The organism is Kitasatospora sp. NPDC056531, assembly GCF_042794375.1.
Lineage (GTDB): Bacteria > Actinomycetota > Actinomycetes > Streptomycetales > Streptomycetaceae > Kitasatospora.
Map to the genome: position 1 here is coordinate 1 of NZ_JBHTTU010000071.1, position 22,604 is coordinate 22,604.

General features: G+C 74.1%; 17 protein-coding genes. 13 read left to right on the top strand and 4 right to left on the bottom strand.

The genetic code is table 11. The annotated features are described in order from the left end of the window. The first annotated feature begins 247 nt into the window (after nt 1-247). From ACFQ87_RS34755 to ACFQ87_RS34790, 8 genes are all read left to right on the top strand, one after another. Nucleotides 248-1,657, top strand: a complete 1,410-nt coding sequence (locus tag ACFQ87_RS34755) for a sensor histidine kinase (RefSeq protein WP_380614900.1) — start codon at nt 248-250, stop codon at nt 1,655-1,657. Beyond that, nucleotides 1,609-2,274, top strand: a complete 666-nt coding sequence (locus tag ACFQ87_RS34760; protein ID WP_380614901.1) for a LuxR C-terminal-related transcriptional regulator — start codon at nt 1,609-1,611, stop codon at nt 2,272-2,274. Before ACFQ87_RS34755 ends, ACFQ87_RS34760 begins: the two co-directional genes overlap by 49 nt. Before the next feature lie 200 nt (nt 2,275-2,474). Continuing rightward, entirely contained in the window at nt 2,475-4,082 is a 1,608-nt protein-coding gene (locus tag ACFQ87_RS34765) for a DUF2637 domain-containing protein (RefSeq protein ID WP_380614902.1), read from the top strand. A gap of 115 nt (nt 4,083-4,197) precedes the next feature. Further along, nucleotides 4,198-5,487, top strand: coding sequence for a DUF6986 family protein (locus ACFQ87_RS34770; RefSeq protein WP_380614903.1), 1,290 nt, complete (start codon nt 4,198-4,200; stop codon nt 5,485-5,487). Nucleotides 5,488-5,613: 126 nt separating this feature from the next. Beyond that, complete coding sequence (locus tag ACFQ87_RS34775) at nt 5,614-6,270, top strand: YigZ family protein (protein ID WP_380614904.1); 657 nt, start codon at nt 5,614-5,616, stop codon at nt 6,268-6,270. Between the two features lie 287 nt (nt 6,271-6,557). Further along, on the top strand, nt 6,558-8,315 hold the full coding sequence (locus ACFQ87_RS34780) for a hypothetical protein (protein ID WP_380614905.1): 1,758 nt from the start codon (nt 6,558-6,560) through the stop codon (nt 8,313-8,315). 114 nt (nt 8,316-8,429) lie between these two features. Further along, entirely contained in the window at nt 8,430-10,163 is a 1,734-nt protein-coding gene (locus ACFQ87_RS34785) for a restriction endonuclease (protein ID WP_380614906.1), read from the top strand. A 346-nt stretch (nt 10,164-10,509) separates the two neighbouring features. Continuing rightward, nucleotides 10,510-11,274, top strand: a complete 765-nt coding sequence (locus ACFQ87_RS34790; protein WP_380614907.1) for a ZIP family metal transporter — start codon at nt 10,510-10,512, stop codon at nt 11,272-11,274. Here the strand turns inward: ACFQ87_RS34790 and ACFQ87_RS34795 are convergent. Further along, nucleotides 11,255-12,196: a LysR substrate-binding domain-containing protein gene (locus tag ACFQ87_RS34795; protein ID WP_380614908.1), complete on the bottom strand. Its 942-nt coding sequence runs from the start codon at nt 12,194-12,196 to the stop codon at nt 11,255-11,257. The genes ACFQ87_RS34790 and ACFQ87_RS34795 overlap by 20 nt on opposite strands. A gap of 216 nt (nt 12,197-12,412) precedes the next feature. Between ACFQ87_RS34795 and ACFQ87_RS34800 the strand changes: the two genes are divergently transcribed. Continuing rightward, nucleotides 12,413-13,354, top strand: coding sequence for an EamA family transporter (locus ACFQ87_RS34800; RefSeq protein ID WP_380614909.1), 942 nt, complete (start codon nt 12,413-12,415; stop codon nt 13,352-13,354). Here the strand turns inward: ACFQ87_RS34800 and ACFQ87_RS34805 are convergent. Then, nucleotides 13,245-13,790 (bottom strand): MarR family winged helix-turn-helix transcriptional regulator, encoded by a 546-nt coding sequence (locus ACFQ87_RS34805; protein ID WP_380614910.1) that lies wholly within the window; start codon nt 13,788-13,790, stop codon nt 13,245-13,247. The genes ACFQ87_RS34800 and ACFQ87_RS34805 overlap by 110 nt on opposite strands. 166 nt (nt 13,791-13,956) lie before the next feature. Between ACFQ87_RS34805 and ACFQ87_RS34810 the strand changes: the two genes are divergently transcribed. Next, nucleotides 13,957-14,289 (top strand): DUF2218 domain-containing protein, encoded by a 333-nt coding sequence (locus ACFQ87_RS34810; protein WP_380614911.1) that lies wholly within the window; start codon nt 13,957-13,959, stop codon nt 14,287-14,289. Here the strand turns inward: ACFQ87_RS34810 and ACFQ87_RS34815 are convergent. Both ACFQ87_RS34815 and gabT read right to left on the bottom strand, forming a co-directional pair. Further along, nucleotides 14,262-14,900, bottom strand: a complete 639-nt coding sequence (locus ACFQ87_RS34815) for a phosphatase PAP2 family protein (protein ID WP_380614912.1) — start codon at nt 14,898-14,900, stop codon at nt 14,262-14,264. The two genes, ACFQ87_RS34810 and ACFQ87_RS34815, sit on opposite strands and share 28 nt — an antisense overlap. A 481-nt stretch (nt 14,901-15,381) precedes the next feature. Then, a complete protein-coding gene (gabT, locus tag ACFQ87_RS34820) occupies nt 15,382-16,737 on the bottom strand; it encodes a 4-aminobutyrate--2-oxoglutarate transaminase (RefSeq protein WP_380614913.1) in 1,356 nt (451 codons plus the stop codon). 241 nt (nt 16,738-16,978) lie between these two features. Here gabT and ACFQ87_RS34825 point away from each other — a divergent pair, with 241 nt between their 5' ends. From ACFQ87_RS34825 to ACFQ87_RS34835, 3 genes are all read left to right on the top strand, one after another. Beyond that, on the top strand, nt 16,979-19,060 hold the full coding sequence (locus tag ACFQ87_RS34825; RefSeq protein WP_380614914.1) for an ATP-binding protein: 2,082 nt from the start codon (nt 16,979-16,981) through the stop codon (nt 19,058-19,060). Nucleotides 19,061-19,279: 219 nt separating this feature from the next. After that, complete coding sequence (locus ACFQ87_RS34830; RefSeq protein WP_380614915.1) at nt 19,280-20,845, top strand: PucR family transcriptional regulator; 1,566 nt, start codon at nt 19,280-19,282, stop codon at nt 20,843-20,845. A 154-nt stretch (nt 20,846-20,999) separates the two neighbouring features. Continuing rightward, complete coding sequence (locus ACFQ87_RS34835) at nt 21,000-22,442, top strand: aldehyde dehydrogenase family protein (protein ID WP_380614916.1); 1,443 nt, start codon at nt 21,000-21,002, stop codon at nt 22,440-22,442. Nucleotides 22,443-22,604 lie beyond the last annotated feature (162 nt).

Below are 22,604 nucleotides of genomic sequence, written 5' to 3' on the forward strand. Positions count from 1 at the left end.
ATGGTACTGCAGGGGGGACCCTGTGGGAGAGTAGGACGCCGCCGAACAATCATTCAGAAGAACCCCCATCCGGATTCCGGATGGGGGTTCTTCGCATTTTCGGACCATCTCAACCAGCAGGTGTTGCTCCGATCACCGACAGGTGGACCTAGGTCTACCTCGGAATTGGGGTGCCATGGCCAGTGTCCGGAGCGGGTCGTTCGTGAACACTGATGAAGGACGATCGGTATCGGCATCAGGAGTTTGCGTGACCACAGTGACTAGTACGAGCGGCACGTCCGTACGTGCGCAGACCCGGGCGGCCTTCGAGGCCGGTGTCCAGGGGCTGGCCCGGCTGGCTCAGGTGGCGCTGGCTGCAGCCGTGGGGTTCGCGCTGCCGGTAGTGGCAGCCGTCCTCACGGGGGTGGTGACGGCCCAGTTCCTCGAGAACTACTCCCCGGCGCCCCTGATCGCCCTCGTGGCCGCGCTGGTCGCCGGCTCCGTGGTGGCCACCGCCTTCGTCCGGAGGACCGCGGACCGTACCCGCACGTTCCTGGAACGCTGGTACGGCATACGTCTTCCGGCGGCCTACGAGCCGCGGCCGGATCTGGAGTCGGACGAGCGCGGGCACTGGTGGACGGGGTACTCCTACCACCGCTCGCGGACGGTCGCGCAGTTCGTGCAGCTGGTCCACTGGGGCCTGCGGGACCGCACCACCCGCGCCGAGCTGGCCTGGTTGGTGGTGAACCCCGTCCTTGCCGCCGCCTTGGCCGGTCCGGTGGCGCTGCTGCTCGTGCTGGGTGCCGCCTACACCCTGGCGGGGCCGGTTCCCGCGGACGGGTTCGGCCCGATGAGTCCGCGCATGATGTCGATCCTGCTGAGCATCGGGGTCGGGATCGGCATGGTGCTCGCCGGGATACTCGTTGCACCGTACGCGGTGCGCGGGTACGCGGAGGTGGCTCGCCGGGTGCTGGACCAGGACGGTCGGGCCACGCACGCCCAGCTGACCAGGCGGGTGGCCGAGTTGACCGAGACCCGGGCGGACGCAGTGGGCAACCAGGCGGCCGAACTGCGGCGGATCGAGCGCGATCTGCACGACGGCGCCCAGGCGAGGCTGGTCGCGATCGGTATGACGCTGGGCACCATCGAGCACCTGATGGACACCGACCAGGCGGCCGCGCGGGAACTGCTCTCCGAGGCCCGGCAGTCCTCGGCTCGGGCGCTGCAGGAACTGCGCGACCTGGTCCGCGGTATCCACCCGCCGGTGCTCGCCGAGCGCGGACTGGGCGACGCCGTCCGGGCCCTGGCGCTTGACAGCGCGCTGCCGACGGAGGTGTTCGTGAGCCTGCCGGACCGGCTGCCGGCTCCGGTGGAGGCCGCCGCGTACTTCAGCATCTGCGAGCTGCTGGCCAACGCGGCCAAGCACTCCGGGGCCGAGCAGGTGTGGGTGGACATCCTGTACCGGGCCGGCTCCCTACGGGTCACGGTGACGGACGACGGCGTGGGTGTGGCGGATCCGTCCCGGGGCACGGGGCTGCGCGGGATCGAACGCCGATTGGGTACCTTCGACGGTGTCCTCGCCATCGACAGCACGTCGGGCGGTCCCACCACCATCACCTTGGAGTTGCCGTGCGAGTTGTCCTCGCCGAGGACCTCTACCTCCTTCGCGAAGGCCTGATCCGGCTACTGGAAGCGCATGGTTTCACCATCGCGGCCGCCGTGGAGACCGGTCCCGAGTTGCTGGAGGCGCTGCTGACCCACCGCCCGGACGTGGCCGTGGTCGACGTCCGGCTGCCCCCGACGCTCACCGACGAGGGGCTGCAGGCCGCGCTCAAGGCGCGCCGGGAGATCCAGGGCCTGCCGGTGTTGGTGCTGTCCCAGCACGTTCAGCAGCTGTACGCGCGGGAGTTGCTGGCCGACGGCACGGGCGGGATCGGCTACCTGCTGAAGGACCGGGTGTTCAACGCCGGCCAGTTCATCGACGCGGTCCGCCGGGTGGCTGCGGGCGGGACGGCGATGGACCCGGACGTGATCGCCCAGTTGATGCAGACCACCGCGCGCCGACCCGGCCCGCTGCTCGGGCTGTCCCCGCGCGAGCGCGAGGTGCTGGAGTTGATGGCCGAGGGCTGCTCCAATTCGGCGATCGCCGCCCGCCTCTCAGTGAGCGACGGCGCTGTGGCCAAGCACATCGCCAACATCTTCAGCAAGCTCGGACTCGCCCCGGACGAGGATGCCAACCGTCGGGTGATGGCTGTGCTCGCCTACCTCAACGGTACGGCGGGGCAGAACCGCTGACGGTCCGACCGGCCTGGCGGGCAGAGTTGCTCCGCACCATGATGTGACACCCCAGGCTGCGGAAACGCTGAAACACGCGTACGAGTAAACTCCGATGGGCCGAGCCCGGAGGTTGCTCAGCCGTCCGGCGGCCCGATAGGCGGGAACCGGCAGCCGAGGCGCGTACGGCAGCAGCCGACATCCAGGGGTTGATAGACGTAATGGCACGCCCAACGCTCACCAAGGCCCATCGCGGCCTGCTCGGCCTGGTCGCGGCCGGAGCCTGCATCATCTCGGGCATCGGGTTCGCGGGCTCGTACAACGCGGTGCGCGAGCTGGCCATGGAGAAAGGTTTCGGTGCCTTCTCCTACGCCTTCCCGATAGGCGTCGACGCGGGCATCGTCGTGCTCCTCGCCCTCGACCTGGTGCTGACCTGGCTGCGGATCCCCTTCCCGATGCTGCGTCAGACGGCCTGGCTGCTGACCGTCGCCACCATCGCCTTCAACGCGGCCGCCTCCTGGGGCGACCCGCTCGGCATGGGGATGCACGCCGTCATCCCGGTGCTGTTCGTCGTCGTGGTCGAGGCCTCCCGGCACGCGGTGGGCCGGATCGCGGCGATCACGGCCGACCGTCACATGGAATCGGTCCGGGTGATGCGCTGGGTGCTCTCCCCGGTGCCGACCTTCCGGCTCTGGCGGCGGATGAAGCTCTGGGAGCTGCGGTCCTACGAGGAGGTCATCCGGCTGGAGCAGAACCGCCTGGTCTACCGCGCTCAGCTGCGCTTCCGGTACGGCCGTGGCTGGCGCCGCTCGGCGCCGATCCAGGCGCTGCTGCCGCTCAAGCTCGCCAAGTTCGGCGTCCCGCTGGACCCGTCGCTGCTCGACCGGCTGGACGAGGAGGCCCGCGAGCGCGAGGCCAAGGAGGTCCAGGCGGAGAAGGAGGCCAAGGAACTCGAGCTGCAGCTCCAGCAGAGCCGCGCCGCCGCGGCCATCGCACCGGCGGTTCCCGCGACCGGCGGCCCGGTCCCCGCCCGCGCCGCGAGCGCGCCCCAGCCCCAGCGGCCCCAGAACCTGCAGCAACCCCAGCCTGAACCGTCCCAGGCGCAGGCGCAGGACAAGGACCAGGTCCAACCCCAGGCACAGCCCTCCGCCGAGGCCCAGGCCCTCGCAGCCCCAGCGGCCGCCGCGTCGATGTCCGCCGAGGTCGCCGCGCCGATGCTGGCGAAGCTGCACGCCGTCCGCCTGCGCGCCGCCCAGGAACCGGAGGCGGCGGTGGACACCGCCCCGCAGCCCCGTGGCGAGGAGCTGAACGTCTGGACCGAGCGCCCGGTCCGCACCACCGGCCACTCGGCCGACCCCGCACCGGGCGGGCGGGTGCCCGGCCAGGCCTCGCCGTGGTTCAAGCCGCCGCGCCCGGTCGCCGAGGAGCCCGCGCCGACCTCTGCCAAGGCGCCCCGGCCGCAGGCCCAGCACCCGGTCGTCCCGCAGGCCGAGCAGGCTGGGTCGCAGCCGGCCCCGGCCGCCCAGCAGACCCAGGCCGAACGGCCGACCCAGCCGCAGCAGCCCGCTCCGGCCGAGGAGCCCGTCCAAGCCGAGCAGCCCGAACACCGCCCGGCGCCCACGGCCCTCGACCAGGACATCGCCTACGACGCCCTGGTCTCGTACATCGACAACCGCGGCCACGAGCCCGACCCCCAGCGCCTCGCCGCCTGGCTGACCGCCGAGTACGGCGTCAGCGGCAAGGGCCCGGACGGCTCGGTCCACCCCAAGGAGGTGGCCGAGCTCTACCCGCAGCTTCGCGACCGCTACACCGCCGCCGGGAGGGACTGAACCCGCGCCGACACCCTCCGTCCACCGCTCGGTCGGCCATTGACGCCCGACCCCGCCGGAGCTACCTTCGCCTCAACAAATTGTTGAAGCGCTGGTTCGGCATGGAGGAGTGCGGATGTCGCAGGTCGAGGTCGACGGAACCGGGCCGACGGGCGGGGCCTCCTTCTCCGCCACCGCCCGCGCCGCCGTCGAGGCGCTGCTCGCCCCGGTGGACGCCGATCTGGCGCGCCGCTACCCGGGCGACTCCGGTACCCGGCAGCCGGTGCACACCGTCTACGTCCCAGCCGACGCCTTCGGCGCCGACACCGTACGGGAGTGGGGCCGCCAGGCCCTGGAGGCCTTTGACACCCACGCCGGTACCCCCGCCGAGCTGGCCCGCGCCCTCGGCGTCGCCGACGACGGGCTACTCGCCGACGTGCACGCCCGGGTCCGCGCCAAGCTGCGGCGCGAGCCGATCGAGGACCTGCGGATCGACTTCGAGGACGGCTACGGCCCCCGCCCGGACGCCGAGGAGGACGCCGCCGCCGTCCGCGCCGCCGAACTGGTTGCCGCCGCGGTGGCCGAGGGCAGCGCGCCGCCGTACATCGGCATCCGGATCAAGTGCATGGAGGCGCCCGTCCGCGCCCGCGGCATCCGCACCCTGGAGCTCTTCCTCGCCACCCTGCTGGCGAACGGCGGCCTGCCGGAGGGCCTGGTGCTGACTCTGCCCAAGGTCACCTACGCGGAGCAGGTTACCGCCCTGGTCCGGCTGCTGGAGGACTTCGAGCGCCGCGCCGGGCTGCCGACCGGCCGGATCGGCTTCGAGATCCAGATCGAGACCACCCAGGCCATCCTCGGCCCGGACGGCCGGGCCACCGTCGCCCTCATGATCGAGGCCGCCGAGGGCCGTGCCACCGGGCTGCACTACGGAACCTTCGACTACAGCGCCTCCTGCGGGGTCAGCGCGGCCCACCAGAGCATGGACCACCCGGTCGCCGACCACGCGAAGGCGGTCATGCAGGTGGCCGCGGCCGGCACCGGGGTCCGGCTCTCCGACGGCTCGACCAACGTGATCCCCACCGGCTCCACCGAGCAGGTGCACGCCGCCTGGAAGCTCCACCACGACCTGGTCCGCCGCTCGCTGGCCCGCGCCTACTACCAGGGATGGGACATGCACCCGGCGCACCTGCCGACCCGCTACGTCGCGGTGTACTCCTTCTACCGCGAGGGTTTGGCGGCCGCCGCCGCCCGGCTGGCCGCGTACGTCGCCAAGGCGGGCGGGGACGTGATGGACGAGCCGGCCACCGCCCGGGCACTCAGCGGCTACCTGCTGCGCGGCCTGGACTGCGGCGCCGTCGACCCGGCCGAGGTCACCGCGCTGACCGGCCTCGACCGTGCGCAGCTGGACGCCCTCGCCGGCCGCTGACCCTCCGGTCACCGACGCCACGGCCGCCGACCCTCCGGTCGCGCGCCAACTAGGCTGGCGGTGCCGCCCCGGACGCCCGGGGTGCGCGCCGCCAGCCGTCGCCGTTCCCGGGAGAACCACCGCGCCATGTCCGCCACGCCGGAGCCGACCACCAGGCCGTACCTCACCATCCGGCGGGCCGGCAGCCACGAGACCGAGATCAAGAAGTCCCGTTTCATCTGCCACCTCGCCCGGGTCGCCGACGAGGACGAGGCACAGGCCTTCATCGCCGGCATCCGCAAGCGGTACTGGGACGCCCGGCACAACTGCACCGCCTTCGTGGTCGGCGACGAACAGCGCCGCGAGCGCTCCAGCGACGACGGCGAGCCCGGCGGCACGGCCGGGGTGCCGATGCTGGAGGTGCTGCGCCGACGCGGCCTGACCGACACGGTCGCCGTGGTGACCAGGTACTTCGGCGGGATCAAGCTCGGCGCCGGCGGCCTGGTGCGGGCGTACGGGAACGCGGTGTCGGCGGCGGTCGACGAGATCGGCCTGCTGGAGCGACGGCCGGTCGCGCTGCTCGCGGTGACGGCGGACCACGTGCGCGCGGGGCGGGTGGAGAACGACCTGCGGGCCGCCGGGTACGCGGTGAGCGACCTCGCCTACGAGGCGGCTGGGGTGCGGATCGAGGTGGGCGTGCCGGAGCCGGAGGTGGCCGCGTTCCACACCTGGCTGGCCGAGGCGACCGGCGGTACCGCGGTGGCGGTCCCGGCCGGCCGCACCTATGTCGAGGTACCGGTCTGACCCACCGGTCCGCCGGCCGTCCCCACCGGTCGCGGAGCCCGCCCGAAGCCGTGGCGGCGCCGGAGCCGCTGAGGCCCGAGCGCCCTCCACCGGGTCGCTTTCCGTAGCCGAGCGGCCGCGCCGCGCGGAAGACCGCTTGAGTAGATTCACCCGAACGTAGTGTCGTGGCCCGGAGTTGGAACTTCCGCTCCGGGCCGTGGCGTTTCCTGGGCAAGGATCCGGCCGAACCGGACGAAAACCATCGATGGAGGACACCAGACCCCACCCCGCACCACGGAGGTATGCGCATGACCTCAGACCGCTCGCCGTCGTCCGCCGGTGCCGACCTACCCGGCCCCCGCAGCCCCGCGACGCCCTACCGGATGACCGTCACCACCACCCTCCCGCACGCCGAGGCCGTCGCCCTGGCCGACGAGCAGCTCGCCTCCTGGCTGAAGCAGGAGGGCTGCGAGGAGCCCCCACCGGCCCACCGCGCCCCCGCCGGAACGGCCCTCGCCGCCGAACGCCTCCGTCTGGGCGACCGTGTGCTGCTGGACCGGGACCAAGGCCCGCTGCGCGGCCCGTCGGGCGCCGGCCGCTACGACCGCCGCCGCCTGCGCACCCCGGCCCCGCACGGAACCCGGCAGCTCACCCTCACCGTGGCCACCGGCGCCGAGGGCCGCACCTGGTTCCGGCTGGAGGCCGAGACCCACAGCACCGGCAGCGGTGTGCGCACCCCCTGCCGGGTGCCGGTGCCCGAGCTCGCCCGCACTTTGCTCCCGCTGCTCGACGCCGGCGATGGCCCGGCTGCCGTCCACCCCGTACCCCGGGTGATCACCGCCGACGAGGTCGACGCCCTGATCGACGAGCTGTGCGACCCGGAGCGCCGACTGCCCACCGTGGTCGCCAGTGTCCCGGTGAACCTCCCGCTCGACCGCTGGGTCGAGGACGTGGTCCGCCCGCTCTGCCGGCAGCTGCCCGGCCTCGCCACCGCCTACGTGCTGGACCCGGGCGCCCGCGCCGGCTTCAACGTCGCGCTGGAGTACCACACCGTGTACGGCGGGGCGGTGCGCACCTACTTGCCCGAGGTCGACCCGGCCTCCCGGCAGGACGGCGCCCGACATCCGGTGCTCGCCCGGGGCCGAATAGAACAAGACCTCCGCCGTGCCGCCGGCCTGCTCGCCCGCGAGCCGCGCCGCCTCGCCGCCGACCAGCCGCTGCCGCCGCCGCTCGCGGCCGTCCCGGTGCTGCGCGTCCCGCCGCCGCAACTCCGCCCGGCCGCCGACCGTCGCGTGGTCACGAGCGCCGACGCGACCGCCGACACGGCCGCCGAACTGGCCGAGTTCGCCCGTGAGGAGCAGCAGGACCGCGCCGAGCAGCAGGCCAGGGCCGACGAACTGGAGCGGGTCCGGCGCACCCTGCGCCTGGAACACCGCGACCGCGGCCAGACCCGGGACGGCCACGAGGGCCGCCTGCGCACCGGCGCGCGCGGTCTGGCCGGCCGCCACTGCACCACCCCGGGCTCCGGCCCGGCCGTCGACCAGCGCTCTGCCGCCCTGCCCTTCGGATGGGTCGGCAAGCCCGAGACCTTCACCGACCTCATGGCCCGGCTCGGCGAGTTCCCGCTGCTCACCTTCACCGGCGACCAGAAGGCCGCGCTCGCCCTGGACGGACTCCAGTGCGCCGGCGCCGGTTGGGCCCGGCTCGCCTGGGACGGTCTGACGGCCCTGCAGGAGTACGCCGAGGCGGCCGTGCGCGGCGCGGCCGGCGGGGACTTCAAGCAGTGGTGCGAGCACACCCCGGACGGCTGCCACCGCTTCCCGCCCCGCAAGGCGGTCCGCGGCGAGTCCCGGACGGTGTTCAGCCACACCAAGTGGAAACGCGAACGGATGCTGCCGGTCCCGGAATGCGTGGACGCCTCCCGGCGCGCGTTCATGGGCGCGCACCTGCGGATCGGCGGCGGCCGCACCGCGCCCCGGCTGCACTACCTGGACGACTGTTCCGGCAGTGGCCGGATCTACGTCGGTTACATCGGCCTGCACCTGACCAACACCCGGACCAACTGACCGGCTTGGCTGACCGCTGCGCCCGTTCGGTGGACAATGTCCGGCAGGGGCGGGGCCGCGGGCCGGCCGGCCGCCCCGGGCAGGCGCCGGACGAGCATGGGGGAACGACGACCGATGCAGTACTCAGCAGACGGCCAGTCGGACGGCGCCGCCACCGTCCAGTTCCCCCAACCGGGCTTCCTCGCCTCGGTCTTCCGCGACCTCGGCGTCGACCAGGGCCCGGAACCGGATGACCCCGCCGGCGGCCGGGCCGCACCTGGTCGCCTCGGCGAGGCGGCGGTGGGTGACGGCCCGTCCGTCCCCGGCCCGACACCCGGCCGTCCGACCGTCGATCCGGGTGACGGCCGGTCCACCTCGGGCTCCGCCGTCCCCGGCTCCGCCGATCCAGGGGACGGCGTCGCCGCGCACGCCCGGGCCGCCGCCCTGACCCACCACCGCACGCTCACCGTCCAGGCCGAGCACGACCGGCTGACCGACCTGCTGCGGCGGGCCGCGCTGCCCGTCTCGGCCATGGACTTCGAGAGCCAGCTGCGCCACTACGAACCCCGCCCCTACCCGGCCGACGGCCCGGCCACCGCCGACGAGTCCGAGCCCCGATGGGAGGACTTCGCCCCCGCCGAACCGGCCGCGACCGACCCGGAGAGCGGCCCGTCCCGCCGCCTGCTGGACTCCGGCTACCAGCGCGAACTGGCTCGGGCCCGGCTGACCCACCAGCGCGCCCTGCGCGAGTGGCGCACCCGCCGGGCCGAGGCCGGCAGCCCGGCCGCCGACGAGTCCCGGCGCGCCCACGAGGCGGCCGAGGAGGCCCGCGCCCGCGCGGTGCGCGAGTACAACGAGAGCCTGGAGGAGTGCCGGCGCGCCTACCGGCTGGCCGAGCCGGCCGCTGTGGAGTCGCTGCTGGAGCGGGCCCTGGCCGCCGCCGAGACCGCCACCCAGGACCTCCCCGCCCCCTGCCGGGCGGTGTTCCGCCCGCTCACCCGCACCGCCGTGCTGGACCTCGACCTGCCCCCGCTCGACCTGGTGCCCTCGCTCACCGGCTACCGGCTGGCCCCCGACGGCGACATCGTCCCGGTGCCGCGTCCGCCCGCGGACCGGGCCACCGACTACCTGCGGCTGGTCGCCCGGCTCGCGCTGCGCGCCCTGCAGGCCGTCGACGCCGTCGACACCGACGAGATACTCGCCGGTGTCGTCCTCAACGGCTGGCTGCGCGAGCCCGGTGCGGCCCAGCCGCTCTGCCTGCTCAGCGTGGACGCCGACCGCGACGCGCTGGCCCGCACCCGGCTGCTGCCGCCGGAGACGCCGTACGAGGAGCGCGACGACGAGGGCGTCTACGCCGACGCCGAGCAGGACGAGGCCCTGGTCCGGCTGCGCCAGCTGGACGCCGCCGTCACCCCGGACCCGTACGCCCACGCCGTCGTCGAGCCGGCCGCCCTGGCCGGGGCCGCGGTCCCGGCCGCGCCCGACCTGTCCGCCAACGAGTTCGCCCAGCTGGTGCGCGACCTGCTCACCCGGGGCGGGCTCGCCGAGTGGAGCGTCCGGCTGCGCGGCCCGGCCGGGCTGGTCGCCACCGGCGAGGGGGCCCCCGGCAGCGCGCTGCCCGGCCGCTGGGTGGTCTGGGCCTCGCGGGGCGCCGCACCGGTCACCGCCGAGCAGATCGCGACCCTGGCCGAGGCCGTCACCGAGGAGTCCGCCGAACGCGGCCTGCGGCTGACCACCGGCCGCTTCGCCGACGACGCCCTGAACCTCACCGCCGAGGAGAGCCACCGGCACATCCACCTGATCGACGGCGACGGCGTCCGCGAACTCGCCCGCACCCACCTCGGCCTGCCGCTCGCCGCCGGCCTCTGACGGACCGACGGCCTCTGACGGACCGACGGCCTCTGACGGGCCGACGGGCCCGACGGACCAGATGGTCCCGAAGGACGCCCCCGCCCGGAAGACGGGCCGTGCCCGGCCCCGGAGTTCACCCCGACGGGCCACCCGGCGGGCGCCCCGGCGGGCCCGGACCGAGGCTGAGGACCGGATCCCACCGGCCCCGGCACCCCCCGGGCGATCACCGTCGAACGGTCGTCCGGTACGGTCGGCGGTCGGCCCGGCGACGGGCGGACCCCAGGGGGAGAGGAATGGGCACAGCGCTCGGCAGAGCACACGGCGGCACCGGCCATCCGGCGGGCCCGGCGCGGGAGGCGACCCGATGACCGCCGTCCTGGTCGCCGCCGGGGCGTTCCTGATGACGCTGATCGGTGGCTTCGTCGCCCAGCGCACCGGCGACCGCCGCCACCTGGTGCTCGGCTTCGCGGCCGGCCTGATGCTCGGCGTGGTCGCCTTCGACCTGCTGCCCGAGGCCATCCACCAGGCGCCCGGAGAAGTGCACGGCGTGCCGCAGGCGCTGCTGATGTTCGCGGTGGGCTTCCTCACCATCCACGTGGTCGAGCGCGCGGTCGCCATCCACCGAGGTCACGAGGGCGAGTACGCCGAGCACACCCATGGTCACCACCACGGCCACGCCCACCACGCCGGGGCCCAAGGCATCGGGCTGACGGCCGCGCTGGCCCTGGTCGGGCACAGCGTGATGGACGGCTTCGCGATCGGCGCCGCCTTCCAGGCCGGCACCACGGTCGGCACGGTGGTGGCCATCGCGGTGGTCGCGCACGATTTCGCCGACGGCTTCAACACCTACACGATCACCCGGCTGTACGGGAACAACCGGCGCCGGGCGCTGACCCTGCTCGCGGCCGACGCGCTGGCCCCGGTATCCGGCGCGGCGATCACCCTGGCCTTCACCATCCCGGAGCACCTGCTCGGCCTCTACCTGGGCTTCTTCTCCGGCTTCCTGCTCTACCTGGCAACCTCGGACATCCTCCCGGAGGCGCACAGCCCGCACCCCTCGCGCAGCACCCTGCTGTGCACCGTCGCCGGGGTCGGCTTCATGTGGCTGGTCATCGGCTTCGCCAGCTGACCCCCGACCCCGCCGGCTTGCCCGGAAGGCGGCTCCAGCACTCCCGCATCGCCGCCAGCGCCTCGGTGATCGCCGGCCGTCGGGAGGCCTGGGCCCGCCAGAGCGCGAACACCCGTCGGCTCGGCTGCGAGGCCACCGGGCGGGCCACCACCCCGGCCGGCAGCGGGCCCCGGCCGAGCCGGGGCACCAGGCCCATCCCCAGACCGGCCGCGACCAGCGCGATCTGGGTCTCGAACTCGCCGACCTGGTAGCGCACGTCCGGCTCCTCGCCGGCCTCACGCAGGGTGCGGACCAGCCAGTCGTGGCAGATGTTGCCCGGCGGCACGCTGATCCAGCGCTGTCCGCGCAGCCGCGCCACCGGCACCGCGTCCAGTGCCGCCAGGTCGTCCCCGTCCGGCAGCAGCAGGTCCACCGGGTCCGTCCCGAGGTCCAGCCGGGCCAGCCCTTCCTGCACCGGCAGCGGCACGGCCGGCCAGTCCTGGACCAGTGCCAGGTCCACCTCACCCCGGGCCACCAGCTCCGCCGCCGGGTACGGGTCGCTCTCCAGTAGCCGTACGTCCAGCTCCGGGCAGCGCCGCCGCAGTTCGGCCAACGCCCCGGGCATCAGTCCGCGCGCGCCGGACGGGAAGGCGGCGACCAGCAGCCGCCCGACCGCCTGGCCGCGCTGCTCCTCCAACCGCACCTCGGCCTGCTCCACCAGCCCCAGCACGGCCTGCGCGGTGGTCGCCAGCTCGCGCGCCGCGTCGGTCAGCACCACGCCCCGGCCCTGCTTCTCCAGCAGCACCGTCCGGGTCTCCCGCTCCAGCTTGGCGATCTGCTGCGAGACCGCCGAGGGCGTGAACCCGAGCGCGGCCGCCGCCCCGCCGACCGAACCGTGCACCGCCACCGCGTGCAGCGCCCGCAGGCGCCCCAGATCCATCATGCAGCGATCCTAAAGTGTTTCCTTCACTATTCATCGCTGGTGCTGCACGGTAATTCGCCGCCATGCTCGATCCATGACCGCAACACCCGCCGCCCCGGGCGGCAAGAGCAGCATGAGCGAGCGCAGCATGAGGGTCCCCCCGGCCGAAGGCTGGGGGAGAATCATCGAAAGGCGCGTATGGGCGCATGTCCCTGCCGAGCGCAGCGAGGCGGGCGCATGAGTCCTCGTCACATCGCCCTGGCCGTCCTGGTGGCCGCCGTGTGGGGCCTCAACTTCGTCCTCATCCACGTCGGCCTGGACAGCTTCCCGCCGCTGCTCTTCTGCGCCCTGCGGTTCGCCGTGGTCGCCGTGCCCGCGGTCTTCTTCATCGGCCCGCCCAAGGTGGCCTGGCGCTGGGTGCTGGCAGTCGGCCTGGTCCTCGGGGTGGTCAAGTTCGGGCTGCTCTTCCTCGGCATGCACGCCGGGATGCCGGCCGGCCTCTCGTCCCTGGTGCTCCAGAGCCAGGCAGGCTTCACCGCCCTGTTCGCTGCCGCCCTGCTGGGCGAGCGCCCGGGCGGGCAGCGGCTGCTCGGCCTGGGGATCGCCTTCGCGGGCATCGCCCTGAGCGCGCTCGACCAGGGCCTCGGCGGTCCGCTCGGCGCCTTCGCCCTGGTGGTGCTGGCCGCAGTCTCCTGGGGCCTGTCCAACGTGCTGACCCGCAAGGCCGCGCCGCCGGACGCGCTGCGCTGGATGGTCTGGGTCAGCGCCGTCCCGCCGCTACCACTGTTGGGCCTGTCCCTACTGGTCGAGGGGCCGGACGCGGACCTGCGAGCGCTGCGCGGGATCACCCTCGGGGGGCTCGGCGCGATCGGCTACGTCGGGCTGGTCTCCACCCTGTTCGGCTTCGTGGCCTGGAGCTACCTGCTGCGCAGCTACGACGCGACCGCCGTCGCGCCCTACTCGCTGCTGGTGCCGGTGTTCGGGATGTCCTCGGCCTGGCTGCTGCTCGGCGAACGGGTCAGCCCGCTGGCCGGCGCGGCCGCGCTACTGGTGATCGCCGGGATCGGGATCACCGCGCTGCGCCCGGGGCTGCCGAGCGCCGTGGCGGCCCGGCTTCGAGGAAGCGGGCCTCGGCGGAGCGCAGCACTCGCAGCAGCACCTCCTCGTCCTCGGGGCTGACCTCGCCGAAGTACTCCTGCGCCACCTCGTCCCGGACCTGCCCGATCCGCTCCACCGCCGCCCGGCCGGCGTCGGTCAGCAGCAGGCGCACGGCCCGCCGGTCGGCCGGGTCGGGGCTGCGCTCGACCAGTCCGGCCTCCTCCAGGGCGTCGACCACGGTGGTGGCCGAGCGCGGGGCGATGTGGAGCTTGTCGGCGAGGTCGCTCAGCCGCATCGCGTGGTCCGGCGACTCGCAGCCGGGCGCGTGGGCGAGGGTGCGCAGCGCCCGGGCCTGGCCGGGGGTGATGCCGTAGGGCTCCAGTCGCCAGCCGGTCTGGCGGCGGATCCGCTTGATCGCTCTGGTCATCGCGTCCGCCAGTTCGGCCGCGCTGCCGGGGGAGCCGGGCCGGGGGGCGGGGGAGGGGTCCGCCGGGTCGTCGGTCGGCGTGGTGGTCATCGGCGGTCTCCTCGGCTGGCGTCCGGCCAAGCGTATCGGCCGGTCGGGGGCCTGCGGCGGGCGATGGAGGGCGATCAGGGAAATATGTTGAGCTTGACTCAGTATCTAGGCTAGCGTAGCCCCTAGTGAGGGGACCCTAAGTTCTCTCCCCGACCCTGGAGGGCCCATGCCCGTTTCCACCGCGCGCGTCGCCACCGACCGCCCCGCCCGCTACGCCAAGCAGCTCGCCGCCCACATGAGCCGCAGGATCGAGACGTCCTTCTCCCCGGAGACCGGCCGCGGCACCCTGGTCTTCGCCGCCGGCACCGCAACCCTGGAGGCCCAGCCGGACGCCCTGCTGCTGACCGTCGAGGGCGAGCGCGAGAACCTGCCCGGCCTGGAGGACGTGGTCGGCCGCCACCTCGTCCGCTTCGGCGCCCGCGACGAACTCGTCGTCGAGTGGCACCGCGACAACGGCGAGGCCGGCCTCGTTCACCGCAACGAGGAGTCCGAGGCCTGAGGCCTTCGGGCGCCCGGCCGGGGCAGCCACCGGTCGAGCGCCCACAGCGCCAAGGCCGCCAGGCACCAGCTGGCCACCACGTCCAGCGTCCAGTGGAAGTCGCTCCACACCAGCCCCGCGCCCACCCCGAGCGCCAGCAGCACCGCACCCGCCGTCAGCCTCCGGGCCGTCCGCGGCCCCGCCGCCCGGGCCAGCAGCAGCGCCGCCACCCCGTAAGAGAACGTCGCGGTCGCGGTGTGCCCGGACGGGTACCAGCCCCACTGCCCCGGAGTCAGCGCGTCCCCGAGCGGGCCCGGCCGGGCGAAGGCCGCCTTCGCCGGGACCACCAGCAGCGGGATCAGCCCCGAGGTCAGCGCCGCCACCGGCAGCGGCAGCCACCAGCGCACCGCCCCCGCCCGGCGCCACCACCAGGCGGCCAGTGCCCCGGTCACCAGCAGCACCGGGACGGCGGTCACGGCGCTGCCCAGGTCCGACAGCAGATGGCCGAGAGGGTCGAGCAGGGCGTTCGGTTGGGCCGCCCGCACCGCCCGGCGGACCGAGCGGTCCAACCCGAGCAGCGGCCCGTCCGCCGCCACCTGCCAGGACACCAGCAGCAGCACGACCGCCGCCACCACCGGCACCGCCGTCGAACGGGCGGCCCGGCCCAGGGCAGCGGACAGCCGCCCCGGAGCAGGGGGGAGAGCTCCGGGGCGGCTCTGATGATCGCCGTTCCGTGCGCCCCGGGGGGTGTGGGTCGGACGGTCGGTCGATCGGCCTTCGGTATGCGCCGACCCTCGCGGGGCGGCCTGGTTGTCCTCGCGGCGCCCACGCGGACCCGCCCCTGAGGGTGGCTCCGCGGGCGGCTCCGCCAATGGCTGAGGCTCGCTGTCCATCTGCGATGACACTACGTCAACCGCCCTTCCACGCCGAGCGCCTTCAGCGATTCCGCACATCATCTTCACCCCGCCCCGGACAACCTCCGGGCCGTCCCGTCGATCATGCCCGACCGCCGCACCGGGCCCGTACGAACCGAACGGCCCGTGCGGACCAGAGGTCCCCACGGGCCGTTCAGCGCTGTCCGGACATCCCTCCGGCGGGTAGGTGGCGCCTGGATCAGGCGGCGGTGACACCCTGGAGCGCGAACGCGCCCTCGATGATGTCCAGGCCCTCGTTCAGCAGGTGCTCCGGCATGACCAGCGGCGGCAGGAAACGCAGCACGTTGCCGTAGGTGCCGGCGGTCAGCACGACCAGGCCCTCGGCGTGGCAGGCCTTGGCGATGGCCGCGGTGGCCTCCGCGTTCGGCTCCTTGCCGCCCGGCTTCACCAGCTCGACGGCGATCATCGCGCCGCGGCCGCGGACGTCCCCGATGATGTCGAACTTCTCCTGCATCGAGCGCAGGCGGTCCAGCATGACCTCGCCGATCCGCTGCGCCTTGCCGACGAGGTCCTGCTCCTTCATGGTCTCGATGGAGCCCAGCGCGGCGGCGCAGGCCACCGGGTTGCCGCCGTAGGTGCCGCCCAGGCCGCCCGCGTGCGCGGCGTCCATGATCTCGGCGCGGCCGGTCACCGCGGCCAGCGGCAGACCGCCGGCGATGCCCTTGGCGGTGGTGATCAGGTCCGGGACGATGCCCTCGTCCTCGCAGGCGAACCACTGGCCGGTGCGGCAGAAGCCGGTCTGGATCTCGTCGGCGACGAACACGATGCCGTTCGCCTTCGCGTACTCCACGATGGCCGGCAGGAAGCCCTTGGCCGGCTCGATGAAGCCGCCCTCGCCCTGGATCGGCTCGATGATGATCGCCGCGACGTTGTCGGCGCCGATCTGCTTGTTGATGATGTCGATCGCCTGCGCGGCGGCCTCGGCGGCGCAGTTCTCCGCGCCGGTCAGCCAGCGGTACGGGTAGGCGACCGGCACCCGGTAGATCTCCGGGGCGAACGGACCGAAGCCCTGCTTGTACGGCATGTTCTTCGCCGTCAGGCCCATGGTCAGGTTGGTGCGGCCGTGGTAGCCGTGGTCGAACACCACGACGGCGGTGCGCTTGGTGTAGGCGCGGGCGATCTTCACCGCGTTCTCGACCGCCTCGGCGCCCGAGTTGAACAGCGCCGTGCGCTTCTCGTGGTCACCCGGGGTCAGCTCGTTCAGCTGCTCGGCGACGGCCACGTAACCCTCGTACGGGGTCACCATGAAGCAGGTGTGGGTGAAGGCGGCCAGCTGCTCGCTCGCCTTGGCCACCACGGCCTCGGCGCTGTTGCCGACGTTGGTCACGGCGATGCCGGAGCCGAAGTCGATCAGCGAGTTGCCGTCCACGTCCTCCAGCACGCCGCCGTTGGCACGGGTGACGTACACCGGCAGGGTGGTGCCGACGCCGGCCGCCACCGCACCCAGCTTGCGGGCCTGCAGCTCCTGCGACTTCGGGCCCGGGATCGCGGTGACCAGGCGGCGCTCCTGCGGGAGCGGCGTTACGGCGCTCATGGGGTATCTCCAGACTTCTCGGCTCGGTGCTTCGCAGGCTACGGCCGCCCTCCCCGACCGGGCATGCGCCACTCGGTAGCACTGCGCCATCCGACTTGTCCGGCACGGCCAGCGCAGGTGGCACGACTACCCGTAGGTCCCGCTCCACTACCCTGAGCGCGGGCGTGTCGCCGGTACGGCGGCATGGGTATGGCGGCACCGACGGCGGTCGGGCCGGGCGGGCGAGGGAGCGGGGCCGTACATGGCACAGCACGGGTCACACCACCACGGCGAACGCACCACCACCAGACCCCCGACCCCCCTGCCCCACCAACGACCCGGCGGGCCCGCCTTCGACCTCGCCGACTGGGCCACCGCTCCGCGCCCCGAAGCCGAACCCGGCGTCTACCGGCTCGGCTACCGCCGCATCGACCCGGAACGCGCGGAGGCCGCCAAGGTCCCGACCTGGCCGCTGCTGCTGCGGGCGGCGCTCAACGTGGTGGTGGGGTGGTTTGCGTATCTCTACGGCACGCAACTCCTCATGTACGTGCTCGTGTGGTTCGGCGGGCAGACGGGCATCGGCCCGCTCGCCTCGCCATCCGAGTCCGAGGCCATGTTCACCCTTCTGGTGGCGAACGCCCTCGTGATCAGCGTGGTCATCAAGGTCTTCGGCCGGATGGGCCGCTGGCCCGAGGTGTGGCGCCGCTACGCCGCCTCGTTGCTCTCCCGGACGGTGACCCGGGAGGAGCCCGACGAGGAGGACGGCGCGGTGGCGGAGGCCGCCCGTAGGCAGGACCCGTGGGACGGGCTGCGCCGGGGCGGGGCGGCCGAGGCGGCGGCGCGGCTGGACGCCGAGGCGGTGGGCGACGTCGACTTCGTACGGATCCACCGTGCCTGGGAGTCCGCGCAGGCGGACCCGGTGTTCGTGCCCGCGTTCAGCGAGCAGGTGGCCGCCCGCGGCGCCGCGGCCTTCGCCCATCCCTCCGAGACACGCGAGCTGCCCGGCCGGGCACGGCGGCACGATCTGCTGCTCGGTCAGGTCTGCCTGGGCGTCGCCCAGGACGTGCCGAAGAACCCGCTGAGCCACCGGGCGGCCGGCTTCGCGCTGGACCCGGCGGTGCTGGGCACCTCGCTGCTGGCGGTCGGCCCGGCCGGGACGGGGAAGACCGCGCGGCTGGCCCGGCCGGTGGCCGAGGCGCTGTGCCTGCAGGCGCTGGCCGGCACCGCGTGTGCGGTGGTGGTGGGGGCGGCGGACGTCGAACTGGGCCCGGACGCCTGGTACGACGTGGTGATCGCCCCCGGCGACCCGGCCTCGGTGTACGGGCTGGACCTGTACGGCGCGGCCCAGGACCCGGACGAGGCCGCCGCCCGGCTGGCCGAGGCGCTGCTGCCGGACGAGCTGACCGCCCGCGCCGAGAACGCCCGGACGGCGCTGCAGCAGGTGGTCGGCCCCTTCCACGCCGCGTACGGCCGCTACCCGGGGGTGCGCGAGCTGCGGGCGCTGCTGGGGGGTGAGCCGGACGCGCTGGCGGCGTTGGTGAAGGGGCTCGGCGCGGCGGGCCGACTGGCCGCGTACGAGCGGGACCTGGAGCACCGGGAGCGCCAGCGCGACCGGGCGGACGACCCCGGGGCCCTGCTGGCGGACCGGCTGGCGCTGCTGGACCGGCCCGCCTTCGAGGGCGCCTTCGCGACCGACGGGACCGGCCGCCCCCCGTTCGCGATGCGGGCGCTGGACCACCCGCTGCGGGTGCGGGTGAAGCTGCCCGAGCGCAGTCACCCGGAGGCCGCACGGATGCTGTCCCGACTGGTGGTCGGTCAGTTCGTGCAGGCGGCGGGTGCCCGCGAGGACCGCTCGCTGTTCGCCGGGCTGGTGGTGGACGACGCCTCCGCCGCCCTGGACGCCGGTTCCGTGCGCGGCCTGCAGCGGATGCGCGGCGCGAACGCGGGCGCGGTGCTGCTGCTGCGGACGCTGGTGGACCTGCCGGAGGCGCTGCGGGCGCCGCTGTTCGGCGCGGTCGGCTGCCGGATGGCCTTCCCGGGGATCGCGCCCTGGGACGGACGGCTGTTCTCGGAGGCCTGGGGGACGCACCTGGTGCAGGAGACCGCGGTGACCCACACCCCCGACACCTCCGGCGGGGTGATAAGGCGGGCCGGCCGGCTCGGGCGGAAGGCGCTGTCGGGTACGACGGCGCAGACCGAGTCGGTGACGACCCGGGATGTGGAGCGGTTGCGGTGGTCGCCGTCGGATCTGGCGCACGCGTTGCCGGCGGGGCACGCGGTGGTGTCGTTGACGGCGGTGTCGGGGGAGCAGGTGCCGCCGCTGCTGGTGGATCTTCGGGGCTGAGGCGGGGCTGAGGCAGGGGCGGGACAGCGGCGGGACGGCGGCGGGACGGGGCGGGACGGGGGTTGTTGAGAGGCCGGGGCGGAAGTCGCCTTCGAGGAGGATTCGGCAGTGCCGGTTGTCCGGGGCGTCCATAATGAAGGGGAGAGACCCTCACCAGTCCCACGTCCCTCTCCTCGCCCGGCCGCAATGGCGCGGTCAGGTCGATCCCTCGAAGGTGCCATGCCCCCCACACTCGCCTCCGTCGTCCGCAACAGTTCGCTCCATCTGACGGTGCTCGCCGGCGCGGACCACCTGGAGCGGCCGGTCCGCTGGGTGCACACCAGCGAGCTGGACGACCCGACCCCGTTCCTGGAGGGTGGCGAGCTGCTGCTCACCACCGGTATCAAGCTGGGCCGTACGGCGGCGCAGCTGCAGGCGTACGTGCACCGGCTGGCCGATGCCGGGGTGGTCGGGCTGGGCCTGGGGGTGGGGCTGTCGCACACCGAGGTGCCGCAGCCGCTGGTGGACGCGGCGGCGCAGCGGGGGCTGCCGCTGCTGCGGGTGCCGGAGCCGACGCCGTTCATCGCGATCAGCAAGGTGGTGTCGGCGGCGCTGGCCGCGGAGCAGTACGAGGCGGTGACGACCAGCTTCGAGGCGCAGGAGGAGCTGACCCGGGCGGCGCTGGGCAAGGACGGGACGACGGCCGTGGTGCGCCGGCTGGCGGCGCGGCTGGGGGGCTGGGCGGCGCTGTACGACGGGTCGGGCGCGCTGTCGGTGGTGGCGCCGGACTGGGCGGCCCGCCGGGCGGGGCGCTTGGCGGCCGAGGTGGACCGGCTGCGCCGGCGGCCGGCGCCGTCGAGTGCGGCGCTGCAGGGGCGTGCGCCGGGGATAGACACGGCGGACGAGGACTACGTGGTGGTCCAGTCGCTGGGGGCGGACCGGCGGGCCCGGGGCTTCCTGGCGGTCGGGACCGAGGACCGGATCACGCCGACCGAGCGGTACGTGCTGAACGCGGCGGTGGCGCTGCTGACCCTCACCCTGGAGCGTTCGCGCGAGCTGCGGCAGGCCGAGGAGCGGATGGGCGCGGCGCTGCTGCGGATGGTGCTGGCGGGTGAGGTGGCGACGGCCCGTCAGGTGGCGGCGGGGCTGTTCGGCGGCATGCCGGAGGGGACGATACGGGTCCTGGTGGCCGGGGCCGGGCCGAACGCGGACGCCTCGGAGGCGCTCGCGGAGCTGGGCGACCGGGCCGAACAGGCGGGTTCCCGGGTGGGCGAGAAGCTGCTGGTGGCGCGGGAGGACGGTGCGCACGGGCCGCGGCTGATGGTGCTGGCGCTGGACAACGGCGCGGTGCACCGGGCCTGCCTGGGCGTGGTGGAGGAGCACGAGGGCCTGTCGCTGGGCGTCTCGGCGCCGGCCGCGCTGGAGGAGGCCGGTACGGCGCACGCGCAGGCGGAGCGGGCGCTGGCGGTGGCGTTGCGCGGTGGGCGCCGGTCGGTGGACCACGAGGAGGTCGGCGCGGGTTCGTTGCTGCCGCTGCTCGGGGAGGACGCGGTGACGGCGTTCGCGGAGGGGCTGCTGCGGCCGCTGCGCGAGCACGACCGGACGGCCCGTGGTGACCTGGTGGCCTCGCTGCGGGCGTGGCTGTCGCGGCACGGCCAGTGGGACGCGGCGGCGGCCGACCTCGGGGTGCACCGGCACACGCTGCGCTACCGGATGCGCCGGGTCGAGGAGTTGCTGGGCCGCTCGCTGGACGACACCGACGTGCGGATGGAGCTGTGGCTGGCGCTGCGTTCCGGCGAGGAATAGACCGGAATAGAACACACGCCTGGACGCGGTGGAGTAGCCCGGGAGTCGAACGCTCCTAGTCGGCCAATCCGATCGGCCTGCCCTCGCACCTACCCTCGGGTTCGGGTCCCACGCCTGTGGGCCGTACGACGACGAGGAGAGGGCCGGTACCACGGTGACCACCACGTACGATTTCTGGCTCGCTGGCCGCCGGGCGAGCGGTGACGCCGACTTCGAGGTGCACAACAGCTGGGACGGCCGTCTGGTCGGCAAGGTCAGCATCCCGACCGAGGCGCAGGTCGAGGAGGCGCTGGACGCCGCCGTCGCCGCACTGCCGGTGTTCGCCGCCACCCCGGCGCACCAGCGGGCCGCGGCCCTGGACCACGTGGCCAAGCGTCTGACCGAGCGCACCGAGGAGCTCGCCCAGCTGATCACCGCCGAGAACGGCAAGCCGATCAAGTGGGCCCGCGGCGAGGTCGGTCGCGCGGTGTCGGTCTTCCGCTGGGCCGCCGAGGAGGCGCGCCGCACCAACGGCGAGACGATGCGGCTGGACACCGACCCGGGCGGCGTGGGCCGCTTCGCGATGGTGCGCCGTTTTCCGCGCGGCGTGGTGCTGGGGATCGCCCCGTTCAACTTCCCGCTGAACCTGGTCGCCCACAAGGTCGCCCCGGCGATCGCGGTCGGCGCCCCGATCATCCTCAAGCCGGCCCCGGCGACCCCGCTGTCGGCGATGGTGCTGGGCGAGATCCTGGCCGAGACCGACCTGCCGACCGGTTCCTGGTCGATCCTGACCGTGCCGAACGACCGGATGCCGGCCCTGGTGCAGGACCGGCGCCTGCCGGTGATCTCCTTCACCGGTTCGGACAAGGTCGGCTACCAGATCATGGACTCGGTGCCGCGCAAGCACACCACCCTGGAGCTGGGCGGCAACGCCGCGGCCGTGGTGCTCGCCGACTGGTCCTCGGAGGCCGACCTGGACTGGGCCGCCACCCGGATCGCGATGTTCGCCAACTACCAGGGCGGCCAGTCCTGCATCTCGGTGCAGCGGGTGATCGCCGACGCGTCGGTGTACGACGCGCTGCTGGAGAAGGTCGTGGCCAAGGTCAAGGCCCAGGTCACCGGTGACCCGAACGAGGACGCGACGGACGTCGGCCCGCTGGTCGACGAGAACGCCGCCAAGCGGGTGGAGTCCTGGGTGGACGACGCGGTCGCCAAGGGCGCCAAGGTGCTCACCGGCGGCACCCGCGAGGGCGCGACCTACGCCCCGACCGTGCTGGCCGAGCTGCCCGCCGACGCGATCCTGGCCAAGGCCGAGGTGTTCGGCCCGGTGCTGTCGCTGCACAAGGTGGACGGCGTGGCCGAGGCCTTCGCGGCCGTCAACGACTCGCCGTTCGGCCTGCAGGCGGGCGTGTTCACGCACGACGTGCAGACCGCCTTCCGCGCCCACCGGGAGCTGGAGGTCGGCGGCGTGATCATCGGCGACGCGCCGTCCTACCGCGCCGACCAGATGCCGTACGGCGGCGTCAAGGACTCCGGTGTCGGCCGCGAGGGCGTCAAGTACGCGATGGACGACTACACCGTCGAGAAGGTCATGGTCCTGACCGGCCTCGACCTCTGAGACCGACGGACGGTGGCCGACTGACGGAGGTCGCCTGACGCGGGGGCCGGTCCGGTTGTGGGACGGGGACCCCATCTTTTTTCCCCAGTTTGTTCTTCCTCCGCGGGGAGAGCCCCCGCGACAAGAGAGTTTCCCCCCACCAACCCCCAAAGCTTCCCTCCA

What these genes read in the sequence shown, in the direction of transcription:
- ACFQ87_RS34795 (WP_380614908.1), bottom strand. Translation starts at nt 12,196, where the DNA reads ATGATGGATCTGGGGCGCCTGCGGGCGCTGCACGCGGTGGCGGTGCAC.
- ACFQ87_RS34790 (WP_380614907.1), top strand. Translation starts at nt 10,510, where the DNA reads ATGACCGCCGTCCTGGTCGCCGCCGGGGCGTTCCTGATGACGCTGATC.
- ACFQ87_RS34830 (WP_380614915.1), top strand. Translation starts at nt 19,280, where the DNA reads ATGCCCCCCACACTCGCCTCCGTCGTCCGCAACAGTTCGCTCCATCTG.
- ACFQ87_RS34810 (WP_380614911.1), top strand. Translation starts at nt 13,957, where the DNA reads ATGCCCGTTTCCACCGCGCGCGTCGCCACCGACCGCCCCGCCCGCTAC.
- ACFQ87_RS34775 (WP_380614904.1), top strand. Translation starts at nt 5,614, where the DNA reads ATGTCCGCCACGCCGGAGCCGACCACCAGGCCGTACCTCACCATCCGG.
- ACFQ87_RS34800 (WP_380614909.1), top strand. Translation starts at nt 12,413, where the DNA reads ATGAGTCCTCGTCACATCGCCCTGGCCGTCCTGGTGGCCGCCGTGTGG.
- ACFQ87_RS34825 (WP_380614914.1), top strand. Translation starts at nt 16,979, where the DNA reads ATGGCACAGCACGGGTCACACCACCACGGCGAACGCACCACCACCAGA.
- ACFQ87_RS34770 (WP_380614903.1), top strand. Translation starts at nt 4,198, where the DNA reads ATGTCGCAGGTCGAGGTCGACGGAACCGGGCCGACGGGCGGGGCCTCC.
- ACFQ87_RS34785 (WP_380614906.1), top strand. Translation starts at nt 8,430, where the DNA reads ATGCAGTACTCAGCAGACGGCCAGTCGGACGGCGCCGCCACCGTCCAG.
- gabT (WP_380614913.1), bottom strand. Translation starts at nt 16,737, where the DNA reads ATGAGCGCCGTAACGCCGCTCCCGCAGGAGCGCCGCCTGGTCACCGCG.
- ACFQ87_RS34765 (WP_380614902.1), top strand. Translation starts at nt 2,475, where the DNA reads ATGGCACGCCCAACGCTCACCAAGGCCCATCGCGGCCTGCTCGGCCTG.
- ACFQ87_RS34805 (WP_380614910.1), bottom strand. Translation starts at nt 13,790, where the DNA reads ATGACCACCACGCCGACCGACGACCCGGCGGACCCCTCCCCCGCCCCC.
- ACFQ87_RS34780 (WP_380614905.1), top strand. Translation starts at nt 6,558, where the DNA reads ATGACCTCAGACCGCTCGCCGTCGTCCGCCGGTGCCGACCTACCCGGC.